16 protein-coding genes are annotated in these 18,815 nt (G+C 63.1%); 3 read left to right on the top strand and 13 right to left on the bottom strand.

Annotated elements, in window-relative coordinates; genetic code table 11:
• Nucleotides 1-37 precede the first annotated feature (37 nt).
• On the top strand, nucleotides 38-538 hold the full coding sequence (locus F7R90_RS05660; RefSeq protein ID WP_158056288.1) for a universal stress protein: 501 nt from the start codon (nucleotides 38-40) through the stop codon (nucleotides 536-538).
• A 9-nt stretch (nucleotides 539-547) separates the two neighbouring features.
• Here the strand turns inward: F7R90_RS05660 and F7R90_RS05655 are convergent, their stop codons facing one another.
• From F7R90_RS05655 to F7R90_RS05640, 4 genes are all read right to left on the bottom strand, one after another.
• Nucleotides 548-1,498: a biotin--[acetyl-CoA-carboxylase] ligase gene (locus F7R90_RS05655; RefSeq protein ID WP_158056287.1), complete on the bottom strand. Its 951-nt coding sequence runs from the start codon at nucleotides 1,496-1,498 to the stop codon at nucleotides 548-550.
• A 46-nt stretch (nucleotides 1,499-1,544) separates the two neighbouring features.
• Nucleotides 1,545-1,886, bottom strand: coding sequence for a helix-turn-helix transcriptional regulator (locus F7R90_RS05650; protein WP_158056286.1), 342 nt, complete (start codon nucleotides 1,884-1,886; stop codon nucleotides 1,545-1,547).
• A gap of 200 nt (nucleotides 1,887-2,086) precedes the next feature.
• On the bottom strand, nucleotides 2,087-3,919 hold the full coding sequence (locus F7R90_RS05645; protein ID WP_158056285.1) for an acetyl-CoA carboxylase biotin carboxylase subunit: 1,833 nt from the start codon (nucleotides 3,917-3,919) through the stop codon (nucleotides 2,087-2,089).
• A gap of 147 nt (nucleotides 3,920-4,066) precedes the next feature.
• Entirely contained in the window at nucleotides 4,067-4,729 is a 663-nt protein-coding gene (locus F7R90_RS05640; RefSeq protein ID WP_225741272.1) for a helix-turn-helix domain-containing protein, read from the bottom strand.
• 81 nt (nucleotides 4,730-4,810) lie between these two features.
• Between F7R90_RS05640 and F7R90_RS05635 the strand changes: the two genes are divergently transcribed.
• On the top strand, nucleotides 4,811-6,217 hold the full coding sequence (locus F7R90_RS05635) for a cytochrome P450 (protein ID WP_158056284.1): 1,407 nt from the start codon (nucleotides 4,811-4,813) through the stop codon (nucleotides 6,215-6,217).
• A gap of 146 nt (nucleotides 6,218-6,363) precedes the next feature.
• A complete protein-coding gene (locus F7R90_RS05630; protein ID WP_158056283.1) occupies nucleotides 6,364-7,191 on the top strand; it encodes a class I SAM-dependent methyltransferase in 828 nt (275 codons plus the stop codon).
• 389 nt (nucleotides 7,192-7,580) lie between these two features.
• Here the strand turns inward: F7R90_RS05630 and F7R90_RS05625 are convergent, their stop codons facing one another.
• From F7R90_RS05625 to F7R90_RS05585, 9 genes are all read right to left on the bottom strand, one after another.
• Nucleotides 7,581-7,907 (bottom strand): acc operon protein, encoded by a 327-nt coding sequence (locus F7R90_RS05625; RefSeq protein ID WP_368408543.1) that lies wholly within the window; start codon nucleotides 7,905-7,907, stop codon nucleotides 7,581-7,583.
• Nucleotides 7,888-9,432 (bottom strand): acyl-CoA carboxylase subunit beta, encoded by a 1,545-nt coding sequence (locus F7R90_RS05620; protein ID WP_158058845.1) that lies wholly within the window; start codon nucleotides 9,430-9,432, stop codon nucleotides 7,888-7,890. The genes F7R90_RS05625 and F7R90_RS05620 overlap by 20 nt, the downstream gene beginning before the upstream one ends.
• A 108-nt stretch (nucleotides 9,433-9,540) precedes the next feature.
• Nucleotides 9,541-10,899, bottom strand: a complete 1,359-nt coding sequence (locus F7R90_RS05615) for a sodium-dependent transporter (protein ID WP_158056282.1) — start codon at nucleotides 10,897-10,899, stop codon at nucleotides 9,541-9,543.
• Nucleotides 10,900-11,045: 146 nt separating this feature from the next.
• Entirely contained in the window at nucleotides 11,046-12,383 is a 1,338-nt protein-coding gene (locus tag F7R90_RS05610; RefSeq protein ID WP_158056281.1) for a sodium-dependent transporter, read from the bottom strand.
• Nucleotides 12,384-12,526: 143 nt separating this feature from the next.
• The gene (locus tag F7R90_RS05605; RefSeq protein WP_158056280.1) at nucleotides 12,527-13,252 is read right to left on the bottom strand and encodes an SDR family oxidoreductase; all 726 of its coding nucleotides are present in this window, start codon (nucleotides 13,250-13,252) and stop codon (nucleotides 12,527-12,529) included.
• A 689-nt stretch (nucleotides 13,253-13,941) separates the two neighbouring features.
• Entirely contained in the window at nucleotides 13,942-14,727 is a 786-nt protein-coding gene (locus tag F7R90_RS05600; protein ID WP_158056279.1) for a sugar phosphate isomerase/epimerase family protein, read from the bottom strand.
• Complete coding sequence (locus F7R90_RS05595; RefSeq protein ID WP_225741270.1) at nucleotides 14,727-16,328, bottom strand: HAD-IIA family hydrolase; 1,602 nt, start codon at nucleotides 16,326-16,328, stop codon at nucleotides 14,727-14,729. Before F7R90_RS05595 ends, F7R90_RS05600 begins: the two co-directional genes overlap by 1 nt.
• 134 nt (nucleotides 16,329-16,462) lie before the next feature.
• On the bottom strand, nucleotides 16,463-17,350 hold the full coding sequence (locus F7R90_RS05590) for a glycerophosphodiester phosphodiesterase (protein WP_192498412.1): 888 nt from the start codon (nucleotides 17,348-17,350) through the stop codon (nucleotides 16,463-16,465).
• Nucleotides 17,351-17,495: 145 nt separating this feature from the next.
• Nucleotides 17,496-18,779, bottom strand: a complete 1,284-nt coding sequence (locus F7R90_RS05585) for a CDP-glycerol glycerophosphotransferase family protein (protein ID WP_158056277.1) — start codon at nucleotides 18,777-18,779, stop codon at nucleotides 17,496-17,498.
• Nucleotides 18,780-18,815 lie beyond the last annotated feature (36 nt).

Raw genomic sequence — 18,815 nt, 5'->3', positions numbered from 1 at the left:
CTATGCCAAATAGTTAAGAACCGTGGTGTGTTATCACATGACGAGCAACATGTACGAGCGGATTCTCGTGCCGACCGACGGTTCGACCGAGACCGAGCGCGCGGTCGCGCACGCCGCTGCGCTGGCGGCCGCGCACGACGCCGAACTACACGCCGTCTACGTCCTCAACTCCGCCAGTTACGCGGGGTTCCCGATGGAGGGGTCGTGGGACGGCGTCGGCGACACGTTGCGTCGAGAAGGCGACGCCGCTCTGGAACGAGTCGAAGCAATCGCCGCCGACCACGGCGTCGAAGTGACGACCCACGTCGAAGAGGGGTCGCCGAGCAAGCGCATCGTCACTTGCACCGAGCGCGAAGACTGCGACCTCGTGGTCATGGGCTGTCACGGCCGCGGCGGTATCGACCGCCTACTTCTCGGCAGCGTCTCGGAGGGCGTCGTCCGCGACAGTTCCGTGCCGGTGCTGACTGTGCGGGTCGGCGACGACGACGGTCCGGCGGCCGACGCCGAACCGGAAACCGACCACGTCGCCGCAGAGTAGTCCGTCTTCTTACTCGGGCCGAAGATGCTCGCAGTCGCCCGCGTGAACTCTGACTCGGCCGTCCTCGGTCTCGACAAGTAGTGCGCCCGGGAGCGCCACGTCTACGGCCTCGCCGACGACTTCGCCGTCGGCAGTTTCGACGCGCACTCGCTGGCCGAGCGTCGCGGAGCGGTCGCGCCACGCATCCAGAATCTCCTCGGGGTCGTCTCGCAACTCGTCGAACCGTTCGAGAAGTCGCTGGACGAAGCGTCTGCGGTCTACGTCGCCGTTCTCGTCCCGGAGGCTCGTCGCTCCCTCGGGCAAGTCTTCGGCGTCGAGGTTCGCGTTGACACCGATGCCGACGACGACCCAGGAGACGCGGTCCGCTTCGCCCTCCATCTCGGTGAGGATGCCTGCGAGTTTGTGGCCGCCGCGGGCGGTGGCGCTTTTGTCTTCGCCCTCTACGAGCACGTCGTTCGGCCACTTTATCTCCGCAGGCACGCCTGCCTCGCGTGCGGCGTCGGTCGTCGCGACGGCGGCGGCGAGCGTGAGTACAGGGACGTGTGCCGGCGGCAAGTCCGGCCGAAGGACCAAACTCGTCCAGACGCCGCCGCTCGGGGCCGACCACTCGCGGTCGAGTCGCCCACGACTGCCTGTCTGTTCGTCTGCTACAACTGCAACGTCTGCCGCTCCAGTTGCGGCGACCTGCCGGGCGCGGTCGTTCGTACTGCCGACCGACTCGTGGTACTCGACTTCGAACGGGGCGTCCAGTCCGAACTCGACGGCCGGGCCGCCGAACTCGGGCACGGATTCGAGGGCGTATCCGGTGTCGTCGCTACTGACTTCGAATCCGGCCCCCCGGAGCGCTTCGACGTGTTTCCAGACGGCGTTGCGCGAGACGCCCAACTCGTCGGCGAGCGCGGGTCCGGTGACGGGACCGTCGGCGAGCGCGTCGAGGACGGCCCGGCGAGTGTCGTTCATACCTCCTCGTAGGGAGGAGGAGGTCAAGAAACGCTTGTTTTTCCTCCTATTCCGCGAGCTTCCCCATCGAGTCGAGGACGACTTCGAGCGGTTCGGTGTCGGTCGTGAGGACCACGCGCTCGCTCTCTGCTTCGTACTCGACCAGCCCCGCGGCCGAGAGCATCGGAAGGTGTTTGTGATACAGCGACGTGTACGCTCGACGGGCGGCGTCTTCGCTACCGTCTGACAAATGGTCGGCGAGGTCGGTCAAGTCGGCCGTTTCGTGCCGGTCGAGATACCAGAGCGTCTTGCGGCGACGTTCGTCGGCGAGCGCGCGAAAAGTCCTGTCGAGTGATTCTACGGCACGAGTACGTTCACCGGAAGTCGATGTCGGTGTATCTTTTGACATGGTGGAGGCGTGGACGAGAAAGACGCGCGTACGTGAAGGACGCGCAGTTACAATTGTGAGTGTAATTACCGTGCGACCGGAGCCCGGTTAACTGTTCACCATGACGTGAGAGGCATCTTAAATGTAGTCGCGCCGTAGCGTCGAGAAAACGGTATGGTTGATCGATGGCCAAGACGAATCAGAAATCCGCCAATCGGCGGCTACTCGATGACGACGAGCACGTCGCCCATGTCTACGCTGTCGCCCTCTGCGACGGCGACTTGCGTCACGGTACCGCCGCGCTCGGCGACTACGTCGTTCTCCATCTTCATCGCTTCGAGGACACAGACCACGTCGCCCGAAGCGATTTCGTCGCCTTCCGAGACGTTCACGTCGAGGATGGTGCCCTGCATCTCGGCGGCGACGCTCTCGCCGTCGCCGTCCACACTCGCGTCCGAACCGCCGTCGTCGCTGCCGCCCGCAGGTTGTGGCTTCTCGCCACCGGACCCGGCGTTCCCCGCGGGAATTGCGGCCGCGCCGCGCTCTTCGAGTTCGACTTCGAAGCGTTTGCCGTTGACCTCGACGGTGAACTCGCGTTCGACGACTTCCTCGTCGCTGCTCGGCGAGGTGGTGTCGCTGCCCCACTTCTCTTGGGCCTCTTCGATTCGGTCTTGGTCGAGGTGGTGGTCGAGATACTTCGTCGTGTGCGTGCCACCGACGAACTCGTCGTCTTCGAGCATCAGGCGGTGGAACGGGATGATGGTCGGGATACCCTCGATGTCGTACTCAGCGAGCGCGCGCTGTGAGCGGACGATACACTCCTCGCGGTCGCCCCCGTAGACGATGAGCTTCGCAATCATCGAGTCGTAGTCGGTGACGAGGTCGTCGCCCTGTCGGAGCGCGTCGTCCATTCGGACGCCGATACCGCCCGGCGGGTCGTACGTCGTCAGTTGGCCACCCGTCGCGGGCGCGAAGTCGTCTGCGGCGTTCTCGGCGTTGATGCGGAACTCCATCGCGTGGCCTTCGAGGTCCACGTCGCTCTGGGCGAAGCCGAGTTCCTCGTCCTGTGCGACTCTAATCTGCCACTTCACGATGTCGATGTCCGTGAGTTCCTCGGTGACGGTGTGTTCGACCTGAATCCGCGTGTTGACTTCGAGGAAGTAGAAGTTCGCGTCCGCGCCGAGCAGTTCGTCGGGGCCGCGCGACTCGTCTTCTTCCACGAGGAACTCGAAGGTGCCGGCGTTGTAGTAGCCAGCGGCGTCGGCACCGCGACGAGCAGATTCAGCAATCTTCTCGCGCAGTTCGTCGGTGAGTGCCGGGGACGGCCCTTCCTCGATGACCTTCTGGTGGCGGCGCTGGAGCGAGCAGTCACGCTCGCCGAGGTGCCGGACGTTCCCGTGGTGGTCCGCGATAATCTGGACCTCGATGTGTCGCGGGTTTTCGAGGTAGCGTTCGAGGTAGACGTTAGCGTTGTCGAAGTACGCCTCGCCCTCGCGTTTCGCGGATTCGAGTTGGTCTTCGGCTTCTTCGGCACTGCGGACGACCTTCATGCCGCGGCCACCGCCGCCGCCTTCCGCCTTGATAGCGACCGGGTAGCCGTGTTCCTCACCGAACTTTTTGACTTCTTCAGCCTCTTCTACGGGGTCGGTCGTGCCCGGCACGATGGGCACGTCTGCCTCCCGCATCGTCTTGCGGGCGTGGGTCTTCTCGCCGAGTTGCTGCATCGAGTCGGCCGACGGGCCAATCCACTTGACGCCCTCAGTGTCTTCGACTTTGCCCGCGAACTCCGCGTTCTCGGCCAGGAAACCGTAGCCGGGGTGGATGGCGTCCGCACCGGCTTTCTGTGCGGCCTCGACGACTGCGTCGTGGTCGAGGTAGGAGTCGGCGGCGCGGGCCGGACCGACATTGTACGCTTCGTCGGCGTAGCGCACGTGGCCCGAATCCTTGTCTGCGTCGCTGTAGACGGCGACGGTACCGATATCCAACTCTTCGCAGGCCCGCATGACGCGAACTGCGATTTCACCTCGATTGGCGACCAGAACCTTGTCGAACATTCTTACGGAAGAGTATTCGAGAAGGCTACCTCATTCTGTCGGTTCGGAACAAGCGACTGGTGGTTCGTCCACTTCGAGTGGCGAGTCGGTTGACGAACCGGATCAACGACTGGCTACCTCCCCTTCAACGTGTTGCTACCGACTCCGTCAGCGACCAGCCACCAACTCCGACATCACCCGCGACTCGGCCTTCCGGAGCAGATTCGAAGCCGTACTCTCAGCACAGCCCAATTTCTCGGCCACCTCAGAGAGCGACCCTTCGCGGGGCACCTCGTAGTAGCCAACCTCCTTCGCGGCCGTCACAGCCTCGAACTGCCGGTCGGTCAGCGCGCCAGCGACGGTGCCGTGACGGTGGTCGTACTCGCCGACCTCCTCGATTTCGGCGGTGATCGAGTCTGGCATGGCGTTCACGAGCGACCGCATGTCCTCGGGGTCGCCGATGACCGTGAACCGCATGTGGCCCTCGCCGGTGTATTCGATAGGCGGCACGACGAGTAACCGGCGGCGCGCGAAGGCAGTACGGAACCGAACGTCTTCGTCGCGGGTCTCCTGAACCACGTAGGCGTAGAACGAGGAGTCGTCGATGGGAACTAACGTGTACTCGGGAACCGACTCGATCTCCGAGATGGCCTCGCGATACGGTACAATCTCGCCGTCCACGAAGAAGAGGAGGTACTCGACGCTCTCCTCGTGCAGAATATTCCACGACAGCAGTTCCTCGCGGGCCACGGCGTCTGAGTCGGCGATAAAATTCTGCATCGGGTGGCGCGTCTCGCGAGGTTGGTGGAGGGTGAGCGTGAGGTAGTTCACGCCCCCACGTTCGTAACCGTATTTAAAGAAGCTAGGGAGTTCGACGGAATCCCTATCGAGAAGCCGTCACGACACTCACATATGAACGACACGGACGTAGCCGCTGGCGACGAACAGGCCGGGAGCCACGAGAGACAGGCCGCAAGCGGTCGGGAAGCGGCCACGACCGACGAGACGCCCCCGCGTCTCGCAGGCAAACCGCTGGTCGGCAACACCTTCGAGTTCATACGCGACCCGTTCGCGTTCTACGACCGCCTCGAATCGTACGGCGATGCAGTGCGCTACAGCGTCGGCGGGTACGACTTCTGCACGTTCTTCGAACCCGAATACGTCGAAGCAGTTCTGGTCGAGAAGAGCGACAAGTTCGTGAAAGCAGAGATATTCCGCGACTCGGCCGCTGGCTTCGCCGAGCAAGGCTTGGTCATGACCGAAGGCGAGCAGTGGCGCGACCAGCGCGTCCAGATGCAACCAGCGTTCACGCTCGACCGCATCCAGAGCTACGCCGACGCGATGGTCAGATACGCCGAGCAGACGGCCGACGAGTTCGAAGACGGCGAAGTCGTGAACGTGGACGACGCGATGAGCGAGTTGACCCTCCAGATTCTGGCGAAGTCGCTATTCGACATCGACGTGGCCGAGCGTCGCGCACCCGTCCGCGAGGCGACGGCGGCGCTGAACGAACGCGGCGACGCCAGCGGCGTGTCTGCGTTCCTCCCCGACTGGGTGCCGACGCCGAAGAATCGCCGGTTCAGGCAGGGAATGGCCGACTTCGAGTCGCTCGTGGACGAGTTGCTCGCCGAACGACGCGAGAGCGACGGCGAGGAGTACGACGACCTGCTATCGTTGCTCCTCGACTCGGAAGGACCGAACGGCGAGACGATGAACGAGCGGGAAATCCGCGACCAGATGATAACCTTCCTGTTTGCAGGCCACGAGACGACGTCGCTCGCGCTGACCTACACGTGGCATCTGCTCGGCCAGAACCCCGAGAACGCAGAGCGACTTCGCGCGGAACTCGACGAGCAACTGGACGGTTCGCCGTCGATGTTCGACCTGCCAAACCTCGACTACACTGAGCAGGTGGTCAAAGAGTCGCTTCGACTGTTCCCGCCCGCCTACGTCATCTTCCGCGAACCGACCGAAGACGTACAGGTCGGCCCCTACACGATTCCGGAAGGAACGGCCCTCTCGATTCCGACGTTCAAACTCCACTGGGACGAGCGGTGGTGGGACGACCCCGACGAGTTCCGGCCTGAGAGGTTCGCCGCGGAGGACCCCGAGCGACCGGAGTACGCCTACTTCCCCTTCGGCGGTGGTCCGCGCCACTGCATCGGCATGCGATTCGCCATGACGGAACTCCAACTGACGCTGGCGACGCTGGCCCAGCGCGTCGAATTCGAACCGGTCTACGAGGGCGACCCCGAGTTGACCATGGCCGCGACGCTCCGCCCCGAGGAACCGATGGAGATGCGCGTGCGGAAGTTGTAGTCGTCTCCCTGACGCTTCGGGGCCTTCACGGTAAGTCGTCCGCTGACGCTTCTGACCCTCCACCGCACCTACGCCGAGTTCTCCCGTGCTGTTCCTTTGCACGCCACCCCAACCCCTATTATCGAGACCGATATGTTTCGAGTACGATGGCCGACTTGGACCCCCAGCAGTACTACGACGCGTTCGCCGACGGCGAGTGGGAGCGACTGGAGCGAGACCCCGTGACACGGCTGGAATTCGAGAACACGATAGACTATCTCGCGGAAAATCTCCCCGATTCAGGCAGGATTCTCGACGCTGGAGGTGGTCCGGGACGTTACTCGGTCTGGCTCGCCGAGCAGGGAGCGGAGTACGAAGTCGAACACCTCGACTTGAGCGCAGAGCAGGTCCGCATCGCCCGCGAGAAGATAAGCGAGCGCGGCGTCGAATCGCAAGTAAACTGCCAGCAGGGCGACCTTCGAACCCTTCCCTTCGAAGACGGCAAGTTCGACGCGGTCTGCTGTCTCGGCGGCCCGCTGAGCCACATCGTAGACGAGTCAGAGCGCGAGCAGGCGATGGCCGAGTTGCGGCGAGTCGCAAAATCGGGCGCGCCCGTCTTTGTCTCCGTCATCGGCCGGTTCGTCATGCTCCGAGACATCCTGAAGTTCACCCTCGATAGCTCTCACGGCCTGCTCTCGCCCATCGCCGCGGACGGCGACTACACCGCCGAACGCGTCGAGAAGTTCGCTGGCGGCGACGGCTGGGCGCAGTGCCACGGGTTCCGTGCGGCGGAGTTCGAACGGGAGTTGGAGGAGGCAGGCTTCGAAGTCGAGACGCTGGTCGGCTTGGAGAACGTCGCCAGTCGGATGAAACACGAGTTGGAAGACGCCGACGAGGAGGCTTTGGAGAGTGTTCAGGAGGTAGTCGAGATGTTACGGGAAGACCGGACGGCAGTGGACTTCTCGGAGCACATGCTGGCTGTGTGTCGGGCGTGAAAAACGGAAGAGTCGCTTCGGAACCTCGCTTTCGGAGGTCACGATACGGCCTCTTTGTTTGGCGCGCGCTGACGCGACGGCGTTCTCGTCGCGTCAAAATGCGCGAGGTCTTCGGGAACGGAGTGACCGCAGGCTCGGAAGAACTTGTTCTTCCGGTGGATGAGCGAACGGACGTGAGCGAATCGGTTGGGGAGGTGTGTGGCTGAGGCGGTGCTGTGCGGCGCAGTACGGTTTCTCCTCGGTATCGGGAGTAGCTAGCTTCTTCTCGACTCCGTGCTCACAATCAACGCATCCAGAACTTCTTCTTCGAAAGTCCCACCCCGTGGTTTGCTCAGTCAGCTATCGCGGTCCAGTTGGAAAAGTAGCTGAATCCCCCAGAAAAAGGTGGTCTAGAACCTATCCGTCCGTCCCGAAGCCGACCACGCATCAGTCGGCGCACTCGTCGGCACACGCCCAGCGCGGCCCTGAAGCCCGCGCAACTTCCCGGCGAACGCCCATCGCTTGCCGTCCCACGTCTCTTCTTCCTCACCCTCCTGCGCGGCCAGTTCTTGGTCTCGGAGATGCGCCCCGATAGCAGCAGCTATCGCCGCTGCCTCTTCCTCGCTGGCGTTGTCGGGGAGCGTGAGGTTCACGTCCGCGAGCGGGTCGGCAGTCGTGGAGTCGGCGTCGGACCCCGCCGCCCCGTCCTCACGTTCCTCAGAGCGGGATGTTGCCATGTTTCTTGTCCGGTTGCTCGTCGCGCTTGCTGGCGAGCATTTCGAGGTCGTCTATCAGTCGCGGGCGAGTCTCCGTCGGCTCGAGCACGTCGTCTACGAAGCCGCGGTCGGCGGCCGTGTAGGGGTTGGCGAACTCCTCTCGGTACTCGTCGATGAGTTCCTGTCGGCGCGCCTCGGTGTCGTCGGCCTCCTCCAGTTCGTCGCTGTAGAGGATGTTCACCGCACCCTGCGGCCCCATCACTGCGATTTCGGCGGTCGGCCACGCGTAGTTCACGTCAGCGCCGATGTGCTTGGAGGCCATCACGTCGTAGGCTCCGCCGTAGGCTTTCCGCGTGATTACGGTGAGGAGCGGGACGGTGGCTTCCGAGTACGCGTAGAGCAGTTTCGCGCCGTGTCGGATGATGCCGCCGTGTTCCTGGTCCGTGCCGGGCATGAAGCCGGGCACGTCCACGAAGGTGACGATTGGGATGTTGAACGAGTCACAGAAGCGGACGAACCGCGAGCCTTTCTCGCTGGACTCGATGTCGAGTGTGCCCGCGTTGACTCGTGGCTGGTTGGCGACGATGCCGACCGAGCGGCCGTCGAGGCGCGCGAAGCCGATGACGATGTTCTTCGCGTAGCCTTCCTGCACCTCGAAGAAGGAGTCTTCGTCTACGACGCCGTCGATGACTCGTTCCATGTCGTAGGGCTTCTTCGGCTCGTCCGGGACGATGGATTCGAGTTCCTCGTCCTGTCTCTCGGGGTCGTCCCACGGTTCGACGCGTGGCGGGTCTTCGACGTTGTTCTGCGGGAGATACGAGAGGAGTCGGCGGATGTTGTCGAGTGCGTCTTCCTCGCTGTCCTCCGCGAAGTGCGCGACGCCGGAGGTCGATTCGTGGGTCTTCGCGCCGCCCAACTCCTCGAAGGTGACCTCCTCGCCCGTGACCGTCTTGATGACGTCCGGCCCGGTGATGAACATGTGACTGGTGTCTTTCACCATGAAGGTGAAGTCCGTAATCGCGGGCGAGTAGACCGCACCGCCAGCGCACGGTCCCATGATGGCCGAAATCTGGGGTACCACGCCGCTCGCCTCTGTGTTCCGCCGGAAGATTTCGGCGTAGCCAGCCAGCGAGGAGACGCCCTCCTGAATTCTTGCTCCGGCCGAGTCGTTCAGGCCGATGACGGGCGCACCGACTTCGACGGCCTTGTCCATGACCTTCGTGACCTTCTCGGCGAACACCTCACCGAGAGAACCACCGAAGACGGTAAAGTCGTGGGCGAAGACGAACGTCTTGCGACCGTTGACCTCGCCGTAGCCCGTGACGACGCCGTCGCCGGAAATCTGCTTTTCCTCCATGCCGAAGTTGTGGCTCCGGTGGGTCCGCAGTTGGTCGAACTCGTTGAAGGTGCCGTCGTCGAGGAAGTAGTCGATGCGCTCGCGCGCGGTCATCTTGCCCTTCTCGTGCTGGGACTCGATGCGGTCCTCGCCGCCGCCCTTCAGGGCTTCCCGGCGTTTCTCGCGCAACTCCGCTAGCTTGTCTTCCATCGTCATAGTCGTCGTACCCTCCGCATGGTCGTTAGACGATTTCACGACGAGAGGCCGGAAAAGAGTTGCTAAAAATAGGTTCGACGCTCGTCGAACTTAGGGCAAAAACTACGGGACGACGAACGCCAGTAGGTCGCCCACCGAGAAGCCAGCCAGCGCGAGCAGATTCACGAGGAGCGTCCCCGCGAGGAAGACGGGCAGTACCGTTCGGATGCTCCAGAGCCACGCTGGGCCGATGGCGCGCGAGCGTCCTGCGCCTGCCGAGAACTCCGACAGGGCGTCTTTGCCGAGGACCCACCCAGCGAAGACGAGGAAACCGACGAGACCGGTAGTCAACATAAGGTCTACGAGCGTACTCGCGACGAAGTCGAACAGCGCCGGATTCAGGGCGTTCGCCGATCCGGTGAACAGAATCAGTCCCGCGAGTCCGAGCGTGGCGTTTCGACGCTCCATGTCGTGTTCGTCCACGAGGTACGCGACCGGAATTTCGAGCATGCTAATCGAGGAGGAGAGCGCGGCTAGCGTGATGACGCCGAAGAACAGCACCGACAGCACCGTGCCGAACGGCACCTGTGAGAACGCACCCGCGAGGCTGATGAACAGCGCACCAGCACCGCCCTTGGCCGCCGTGCCGGAGAGTTCGCCCAACGTCGCGAAGAGGAGCGGGAAGACGACCAGTCCCGCGAGGACGCCGACGCCGGTGTTCAGCACCGCTATGATGCTCCCGTCGAGCGCTAGGTCGTTGTCGTCGCCCAGATACGAGGCGTAGGTTATCATCGTCCCGACGCCGAGCGAGAGCGTGAACAAGGCTTGGCCCGCGGCCGCTCCGAGAACGTCGAAGAAGTTGTTCTGGAGGTACGCGGCGTCGAAGTTCAGGTAGAACTCCAGCCCTGCACCTGCGCCCGGTTGGGAAGTGGCCCAGACGGCCAGCGCCCCGAGCAGGAGGAGAATCAGAGGCATCATGACCTTCGTCGCCTTCTCGATACCGTCCCGAACGCCCCCGACCACGATGAAAGCGGTCAGCGAAAGGAAGACGACGTGGTAGAAGGCCGCGCCGATGCCGAAGTCGATACCCGAGAAGTACGCTGCTGGTGCTGCGTGGTACGACCCGATGAAACTCGACAGGAAGTACCGAACAATCCACCCGCCGACGACGCTGTAGAACGACAGTAGCACGACGGCAGTCACGACGCCGAACAGACCGACCATCCCCCACGACTTCGACCCGGAGGAGAGCCTGAACATCGCACCAGCCGGATTACGGTTCGAACGCCGTCCGATGACGAACTCCGCCAGCAAGCCGGGGACGCCGACGAGGAGAACGATTGCGAGATATACCACCAGAAAGGCACTCCCGCCGTTCTCGGCGGTCATCCACGGAAAGCGCCAGACGTTGCCGAGTCCGACGGCGCTCCCAACGGCCGCGAGGATGAAGCCGAGGCGGGTGTGCCACGATTCACGTGTCATTGATACACAATGGCCAATCGAGTCGGAAGAGTGTTTCGAGATTGAAAACCGTCAGGAGAGAAAAATCACGGTCTTCACGCGACTACGCAGGTCCCTTCAGTCTGCGTGCATTCCGAAAGAAAACGAGTGGTTACGATTCGTGAGCGTTAGAAGTACGCCCCAGATGTGAGACCAGTGTACAGCGACTCGACGCCGAGGTAGAGCGTCACGATGACGGCGATGGGAACCACGATTCGAATCCACCAGAGCCACGCCGTCGTGAACGACTCGCCGACGGAACTACCGCGACCGAGTTCGTCCACGGCCTCCCTGTTGGCAACCCAGCCAGCGAAGACGGCGAACAGCAGGACCGCGATGGGGAGGAAGATGTTGAACACGAGGTCGTTGTAGAAACCGAGCCACGACGTGCCGAACGTCGCGGGCACGCCGAGGAGCGCGATGGCGAGACCCATCACCACCGCCGTCGTCCCTCGACTGTAACCGTAGCTCTCGGTGACGTAGGACACCGGCACTTCCAGCAGGCTAATCGAACTGGACAGTGCTGCGAACAACAGGACGGCGAAGAAGACGAACCCGATGATTTGACCTGCCGGAAGACTACCGAACGCTCCGGCGAGCGCGACGAACGCGGTCCCTGCACCGCCACTTCCTGCACCTTCAGCGCCGCCAGTGGCGAAGAAGATGGGGAAGATGACGAACCCTGCGAGGAGTGCGACGAGGGTGTTGACCACGACGATTGCACCGCCGTCGGCCGGGAGGCTGTCGTCACGGCCGAGGTACGACGAGTAGGCGATCATGACGCTGAACCCGAGCGAGAGCGTGAAGAACGCCTGTCCCATCGCGGGCGGGACGATCGACGCGAAGTTGTCGGCGATGACACCGAAGTCCGGCGAAAGGTAGTACTCGTACCCCGCAGACGCACCGGAGAGCGTGGTCGCCCACGCGGCCATGCCGACCAGTAGAACGAGGATGGCGGGAATCATGACCTTCGTCGCGCGCTCGATACCGTCGGTGACGCCCGAGGCGACGATGCCGATGGTAATCGCCATGAAGACGGCGTGGGCGGCGATTGCAGTCGGGCCGGACGCGACGGACCCGAAGTACGTGCCGGGGTCACCGAAGTACGCGCCGGTGGCACTACCGACGATGTAGCTGAGGACCCACCCGCCGACGACGCTGTAGAACGACAGCGTCACCAGCGAGGAGAAGACGCCGAGTCCGCCGGTGAACGACCAGTTGCCGTAGCCGATTTTTTCGAATGCGGCGACGGGATTCTGTTCGCCGCGCCGTCCGATGACGAACTCGATCATCATCGTCGGGAAGCCGATGAGGAAGACGGCCAGTAGGTAGACGACGAGGAACGCCGCCCCGCCGTTCGCGGCGGTCTGGAACGGGAACGACCAGATATTCCCGAGTCCCACCGCGCTCCCGACAGCGGCGAAGATAAATCCGATTCTACTCGTCCAGGTCTCTCGTTGAGCCATGTGTGACTTTGGCTTCCAAATCGCCAGCCATAAACGAAACGATTCGTCGCCGTCTGGTTGTTTTTTCTTGAAGTGTTTTCGCTAACAGGTCGGGAAAGCGAAGAAACTGGACAGTCGTTCATGCGCGTCGAAGAAGATGCCGTTCACGCCTCGCCGTACACCGGAACTGCCGCGCCACTGGTGACCGACGCGGACTCCGAGCAGAGAAAGAGCATGACTTCGGCGATGTCTTCCGGGGCGACCCAGGTCTCGTGGTCTGCGTCGGGCATCATCTCACGGTTCGCGGGCGTGTCGATGACGCTCGGCATGACCGCGTTCGCCCGGACGACGCCCTCGTTTTCCTCGGCGATGGTCTCGGTGAGTAGGCGGACGCCTGCCTTGGAGGCTCGGTAGGGACCGTCGCCTTCGCCGCCCTCCAGCGAGGCGCGGGCGCTAACGCTGACGATTGCGCCCTGCTGCCCGTCCCGCTCTTTCAGGTGCGGCAGCGCGTGCTTGCTCGCCAGAAACATCGTCTTGAGATTCACGTCCAGCAGGAGGTCGAAGGTGTCCACGTCGGTGTCTTCGATTGGCGACCCTCCCTTCCACGTTCCGGCGACGTTGACGAGCGCGTCGATACCGCCGTGGTCGTCGGCCACTTCGGAGACGACCCGCTCGACTTCGGACTCGTCAGTGAAGTCGCCCTGATAGAAGTGGATTCGCTCCGATGCAGCGGGGTCGAGAGCGGCAGAGTCGTCGTCCGGTTCGACCACGTCCGTCGCGGCAACTGTCGCACCGGTATCGGCGAACGTCTGGCAGACGGCGCTCCCGAGTGCGCCGCTGGCACCCGTGACGAGGACGGTCTGGTCTGCGTACTCGAAGGTTGCGCTCATAGCAAAGAAGACGACGGCATGGGGGATATATTTCGGGGCGCGAGAGGGATGTGGAGAGACGCCGTGGCAGACTGAACAACCACCGGAAACAGCGGGCTGACGAACCGAACGGGCGGGACTGAAAGGGGCCGGACGCTCGCGCTCGCCGTGGTCGTCTCAGCGACCTCTATCTGCGCGGTCACGCGAGCGAAGCGAGTGTGATCGTTCGAAAGAGCGACGCTCTTTCGTGACTGAGCGGAACGACGTTCCGCGAGGTCGGCGGGAGCAACGCTCCCGCCTGATCCCGAAAATCTCCGATTTTCGGAGACCTCGACGGACGCGGTTTGTCCGTCGGCGGTTTGCAGATATGTCGCTGAGCGACCGCGAGCGGACGGGGGCTTTCTACGCGGCAATATCCGCTATACCGAATTCACCGTAGAGCGGACAGCAGAGTCGAAGCTAGCTACTCCCGATACCGATGGAGACCGCACCGCGACAGCCACACACCTCCCCAGCCGATTCCTTCACTCGCACCTGCGGTGCTTCGCTCAGTCATCCACCGGCAGACAAGCCCCGTCTGCCGGGCCTTTCTTCACTGCGTTCAGAAAGACCTCGCACGAAGTTGGCGCGACCACGGGGGTCGCACCAGCGCGCGCCGAAGCAAAGGACGAGACTCCGAAATAGAATTCTCGTTACTCGAACGCCAAATCCTACAGATACGTATCCAGTTTCTCCTTGCTCAGTGCCACGTAGTCGAAGTCGAAAGTGTAGACCTCTATCGAGACGGTCCCTTTCCACCCCTCCCGAAGCGGCGCGAGCGCGGTCTCGAAGTCCAGATTGCCAGACCCAGTCGGTACGTGTTCGTCCGCCGCCTGCCGCGAATCGTTGACGTGGACGTGGCTCACTCGCTCGCCGTGGCTGTCGAGGAACTCCGCGATGCCTTCGGCGTCCACGCCATCGACTCGCGCGTGACCTGTGTCGAGGGTCATCGAGGCCGACGTCTCCGCGAACACTCGCTCCATGTCGTGAATCGTGAACAGCACGCCCGGGAGGTTCTCGACGCAGATTTCGACGCCACGTTCTTCCGCGAACGCGTCCAACTGGCGCACCGACTTCAGCAGGAGTGGCGCGATATCTTCGACGTGCCACTCCGGCGGCGTGGCGTGCGAACTAGCGTGGAGGACTGCCTTCTCTGCGCCCATCTCCGCCGCCGTCTCGATGCAGGCGCGCAGTTCGTCCAGCGACCCCTCTCGAACCAGTTCCCGAGGCGACCCGATTTCGAGGTCCGCGAACGGCAGGTGGACGAGCAGGTCGATATTCGCGCCGGAGACCCGCGATTCGACCGCTTCGGCGTCGAGTTTCGCGCGCTCTGTCGCGCCGTCCATGTAGAGTTCCACGAAGTCGAAGCCGATACGGGCACCCTCGTCTACTGCCTCGCGCCACGACACGTCGCCGGTGTGGGTCTGTGTGACGTAGCCCGTCCGGACGTCGGGCACTACTCTTCACTCCGGTCGCCTGCCGGAACCGCCTCCACGGCGTCCGGGTCTACCGTGTCCCGGTCGATTCCTGCCTCCTTGGCGTCGGTGTCCGGTAAGAGTCGAGTCAGTACGCTCACGTCAGGGGCGACCAGCGACGGGTGGAGGTCGCTCTGCTCGACTTCCAGTCGGGTCGAATCGCCCGAGAGGACACAGACGGAGTCACAGCCAACGTTCTCGGCGAGTTGTACGTCCGTCTCTAACCTGTCGCCGACGACTAGCACGTCCTCGGGGTCGTAGCCCTCAGATTCGAGGACGTGCGTTAGCATCTCGGGGTTGGGCTTCCCGAAGACGCGCGCTGGCTGTTGGTCGGTAGCGCGCTCTATCATCGCGCCAATGGAGCCACAGTCCGGGACGAAGCCCTCCGCAGTGGGACAGACCGCGTCGGGATGCGCCAGTAGGAAGGTCGCGCCGTTCCGAATCGCCAACGTGGCAGTCCGGGCTTTCTCGTAGGTGAGTTCCGTGTCGAAGCCGACGACGACGGCGGCCGGGTCTTCATCGCCGAGTTCGACACCGTTGTCGGCGAGGGCCGCACGCATTCGCTCAGTGCCGAGGACGTACACCTCGTCGTCCACGTGCTCTAGATAATCGATGACGCCGTCCGTCGAGAGCAGTACTTGTTCGGTGTCTGCAGCGATACCCAAATTCGCGAGTCTCGCTGTATAGTCGTCTTTCCAGCGCGAGGAGTTGTTCGTCAGGAAGTACACATCGACGCCCGCGGCACGAAGGTGGTCGATAACAGTCTTTGCGTCGTCTACGAGTTCGTCGTCCAGATACACGGTGCCGTCGAGGTCGAAGAAGACGGCCTCTTTCTCGGTGATATCCGAGAGTTGCGAGAAGCGGAGGTCTGCCCGTTCGAGGTCCGCGAAGTCGTCGATTTCCACCCAGCGGTGGTCGCTCACGTCCACCGGTTCGAGGTCGTGAGGTTGGTTCCGGACGATTCGGTCGATAGCGGCCTCTGTCCACCCACAGTAGTCGCCCTCCTGTTCGACGGTTCGCGTAATCTCCTCGAAGAGGCTCGCAGAGAAGTCCGCAGAGAAACGGTACACGTCGTTCGAGATGGCGTGCGCGACGTTCTCGGGAACGTCCTTGGCGATGTGTGAGACGCGTCCGGCGTCGTCCACGGTGACTTTCATCGCTTCGTCGGAGTAGGTGGCCGGGTCGGCCGCCACGGCGCTCTTCGCGTCGGCGTCCACGAGGTCCGCGAGCAGTTCCGAGTCGAAGACGGCGTCGCCGTTACTGAGGACGAACGGTTCGCCCGCGACGGCCTCGCGAGCGAGGTAGAGCGAGTACATGTTGTCGGTGTTAGCGTACACCTCGCTTTCTTCGATAGATACGTCGAGTTCAGGACGTTTTCGGGCAACTTCTTCGCAGAGCGTTCGCACGTCGTCGGCCAGATACCCGGCGACGACGGTCACGTCCGTGACGCCTGCGTCGGCGTACGCTCGGAGTTGCCGAGTCAGAATCGGTGCGTCGCCGACAGTGACACAGCATTTCGGTTTGGAGAGTGTCACCGGCCGCAGTCGAGACCCGATACCAGCCGCTAAAATTATCCCCCTCATTGTATCACCGCACCATACCGCGACGTAGTCACGGTTAACGATACCGGCCACTCTGTATTCGTCTGATGCGTAGATTGAACGGCGAAAAGTCGGAAACGAACTGTTTTATTTAGATAGGAATCGGCGACCCCGACTCACTCGGCAGTGGCGTCACCGAACCGAACCACGCCGGGGTAGTCCGTGATGAGTCCGTCTACGCCTGCCTGCCGGAGATGCGTCGCCTGATACCAACTCTCGACGGTCCACGCGTTGACGGCCCGGCCCTCGCTGTGGGCGATGTCCACGAGGTCGATGTCCTCGTAGGGACCGAGCGTCCCGTACTCGCTGTTGAACAGCGGCGTCCCCGAAATCATGTTCCACGGCGGGTGGACCGCTTCGCAGTCGTACCGGCGGGCGATTTCCATCCCGTCGGTGATGGACGTGGCGAAGACGGCCGCGAGGGGGATTTCGGGGGCGACCTCTCTGACCGCCGCCAGCGCGCCCTCGGCGAACGACGAGACGAGGATTTCGTGGTCGTAGTCGGCGAGCGTCTCGGATACCTCGGCCGCAAAGTCGAGCCACAGTTCTTTCTGCGTCTCGCGCACTTCACGTGGAAGATTTTTCCGAGGTCGAACCGCCGCCGAACCAGGGTTCTTGAACTCGACGTTCAGACCGACTTCGGGCGGAATCGCGTCGAGGACGGCTTCGAGCGTCGGCACCGTCTCGCCAGTGCCCAGCACTTCCAGTTCCGACAGGGTCTCGAACGGCGTCTCCCAGACTTTCTGCTCGGCGAGGTCGGCAGGCGCGTTCGTCACGCGAGCGAGGTCAGTGTCGTGGAAGACGACGATTTCGCCGTCGGCGCTCGCCATCACGTCCACTTCGACCATCTCGGGGAGGTCTGCTTGTCTCGCCCCAGTAGTCGCTTGCTCGACGGCCGCGAGCGTGTTCTCGGGGTAGACCCCCGCGAAACCGCGGTGAGCGATGATGGAGAGTTCGTTTCGGCCCGCTACGTCCGTTGTCGTGGTTCCTGTCGTATCAGCCATGTCTTCGTGAGTACGACGCCTCGGCGACCCGATGGGGGACCAAGAGCGACGTTGCCACCCTTTGAACGTCCTTAGAATAACCTCGACTTCAATGTTTCCCTCTGGAAATAAATAGTGAGGGGAGCGAACCGGAGAGATAGGTTGTCTATCGAGCGTTCGAGAGGTGGCGTTGGACCAAGTCGTAGACGGCGGCCGACCGGCCAGTTGCTGAACGCTCGTCATCGAGTCCGGGACTATCGTCGTCCAGTAACCGCTCGCGCACTGCACGGCGCTCGCTGGCGAACTCGCCGGGAGCGTCGAGGTCGGACAACGCACCGTCGAGCGCCACGAGAAGGTCCTCGAAGTTTCGGGCGACCGGTCCCGGCGTCACCTCGTCGTAGTCGAAGTAGAGGCCGCGCTTCTCGCGGTAGCGGTCGAGGTCGAACGGATAGAAGACGAGCGGCCGGTCGAGGAGGAGGTAGTCGAGCGCGACGGAGGAGTAGTCGGTCACGAGCGCGTCTGCGTGCCGGAGAAACGGATAGACGTCGGTGTGTTCGGGGAGGACGACGACGCGCGAGAAGTCGGCCGCGTCTACGGGAAGCGGCTCACGGGGATGCATCTTCAGCACGAGATACGCGTCGCGGCGTTCGAGAAGGTCGTCGAGCGCCGCGAAGTCGAGTTGTGCGGCGACCGACCCGCCGTCCCACTCTCGGAACGTCGGCAGGTAGAACAGGACGGGGTGGTCCGCCGAAAGGCGCTCGACGTTCGCCAACGAGTCGGTGTCGGTGCCGACCGCTTCGCCCGGAATCGAGTCGAACAGGGCGTCGTTTCTCGGATAGCCAGTCGCGACCATTCGCTCGCGGTCGATTCGAAGACCCGACTCGAAGACGCGGGTCGATGCCCCGCCAGGGACCGTGAGCACGTCGAACTCCGCGGCCATGTCGGCGTGGGCTCTTTGGACGACTGTTGGTTCCTCGGCGAATCCTGCGTCCCAAGAGATTTTCTTGAGGGGAACGCCGTGCCAGAGCAGGACGGTCAGTGCGCCCGCACAGCAGGGCATCGTGAGGTCTCGGTGGCCCTGCGTGAGGAAGACGACGCCAGCGCGCAAATTGAGGAGGAGTCCGCTGGGCGAGTAGCAGTAGTACGCCTCGTAGCCTTCCTCCTGAAGCTCTCGGACGACCTCACGGTTCTTCGAGAGCCAGACAGGCCGTATATCGGCGTGTTGGGCAGCCACGTGCAGGTAGAGGTACTTCGCGTTGTCTGCGAACGCCTCGCCGCCGCGCGCGCCGAACACCCACAACGAGTCGTCGCGCTCCCAGAACTGCAGTCGCTCGACGAGACGATAGCAGAGCCACTGAGCCAGAAACGACAGCGTTCCGACCAGCGACCGTGTGCGGTCTCTCAGCCCCATCCACTGCTCCGTCTCTGCGACAGTCGGAAAATCATCCACTAGAGACACGACGAGGGACGACAAAAATCTCCGGGC

The sequence above is a fragment of the Halorussus halophilus genome, assembly GCF_008831545.1.
Lineage (GTDB): Archaea > Halobacteriota > Halobacteria > Halobacteriales > Haladaptataceae > Halorussus > Halorussus halophilus.
This window is presented reverse-complemented; position numbering and strand designations above follow the sequence as displayed.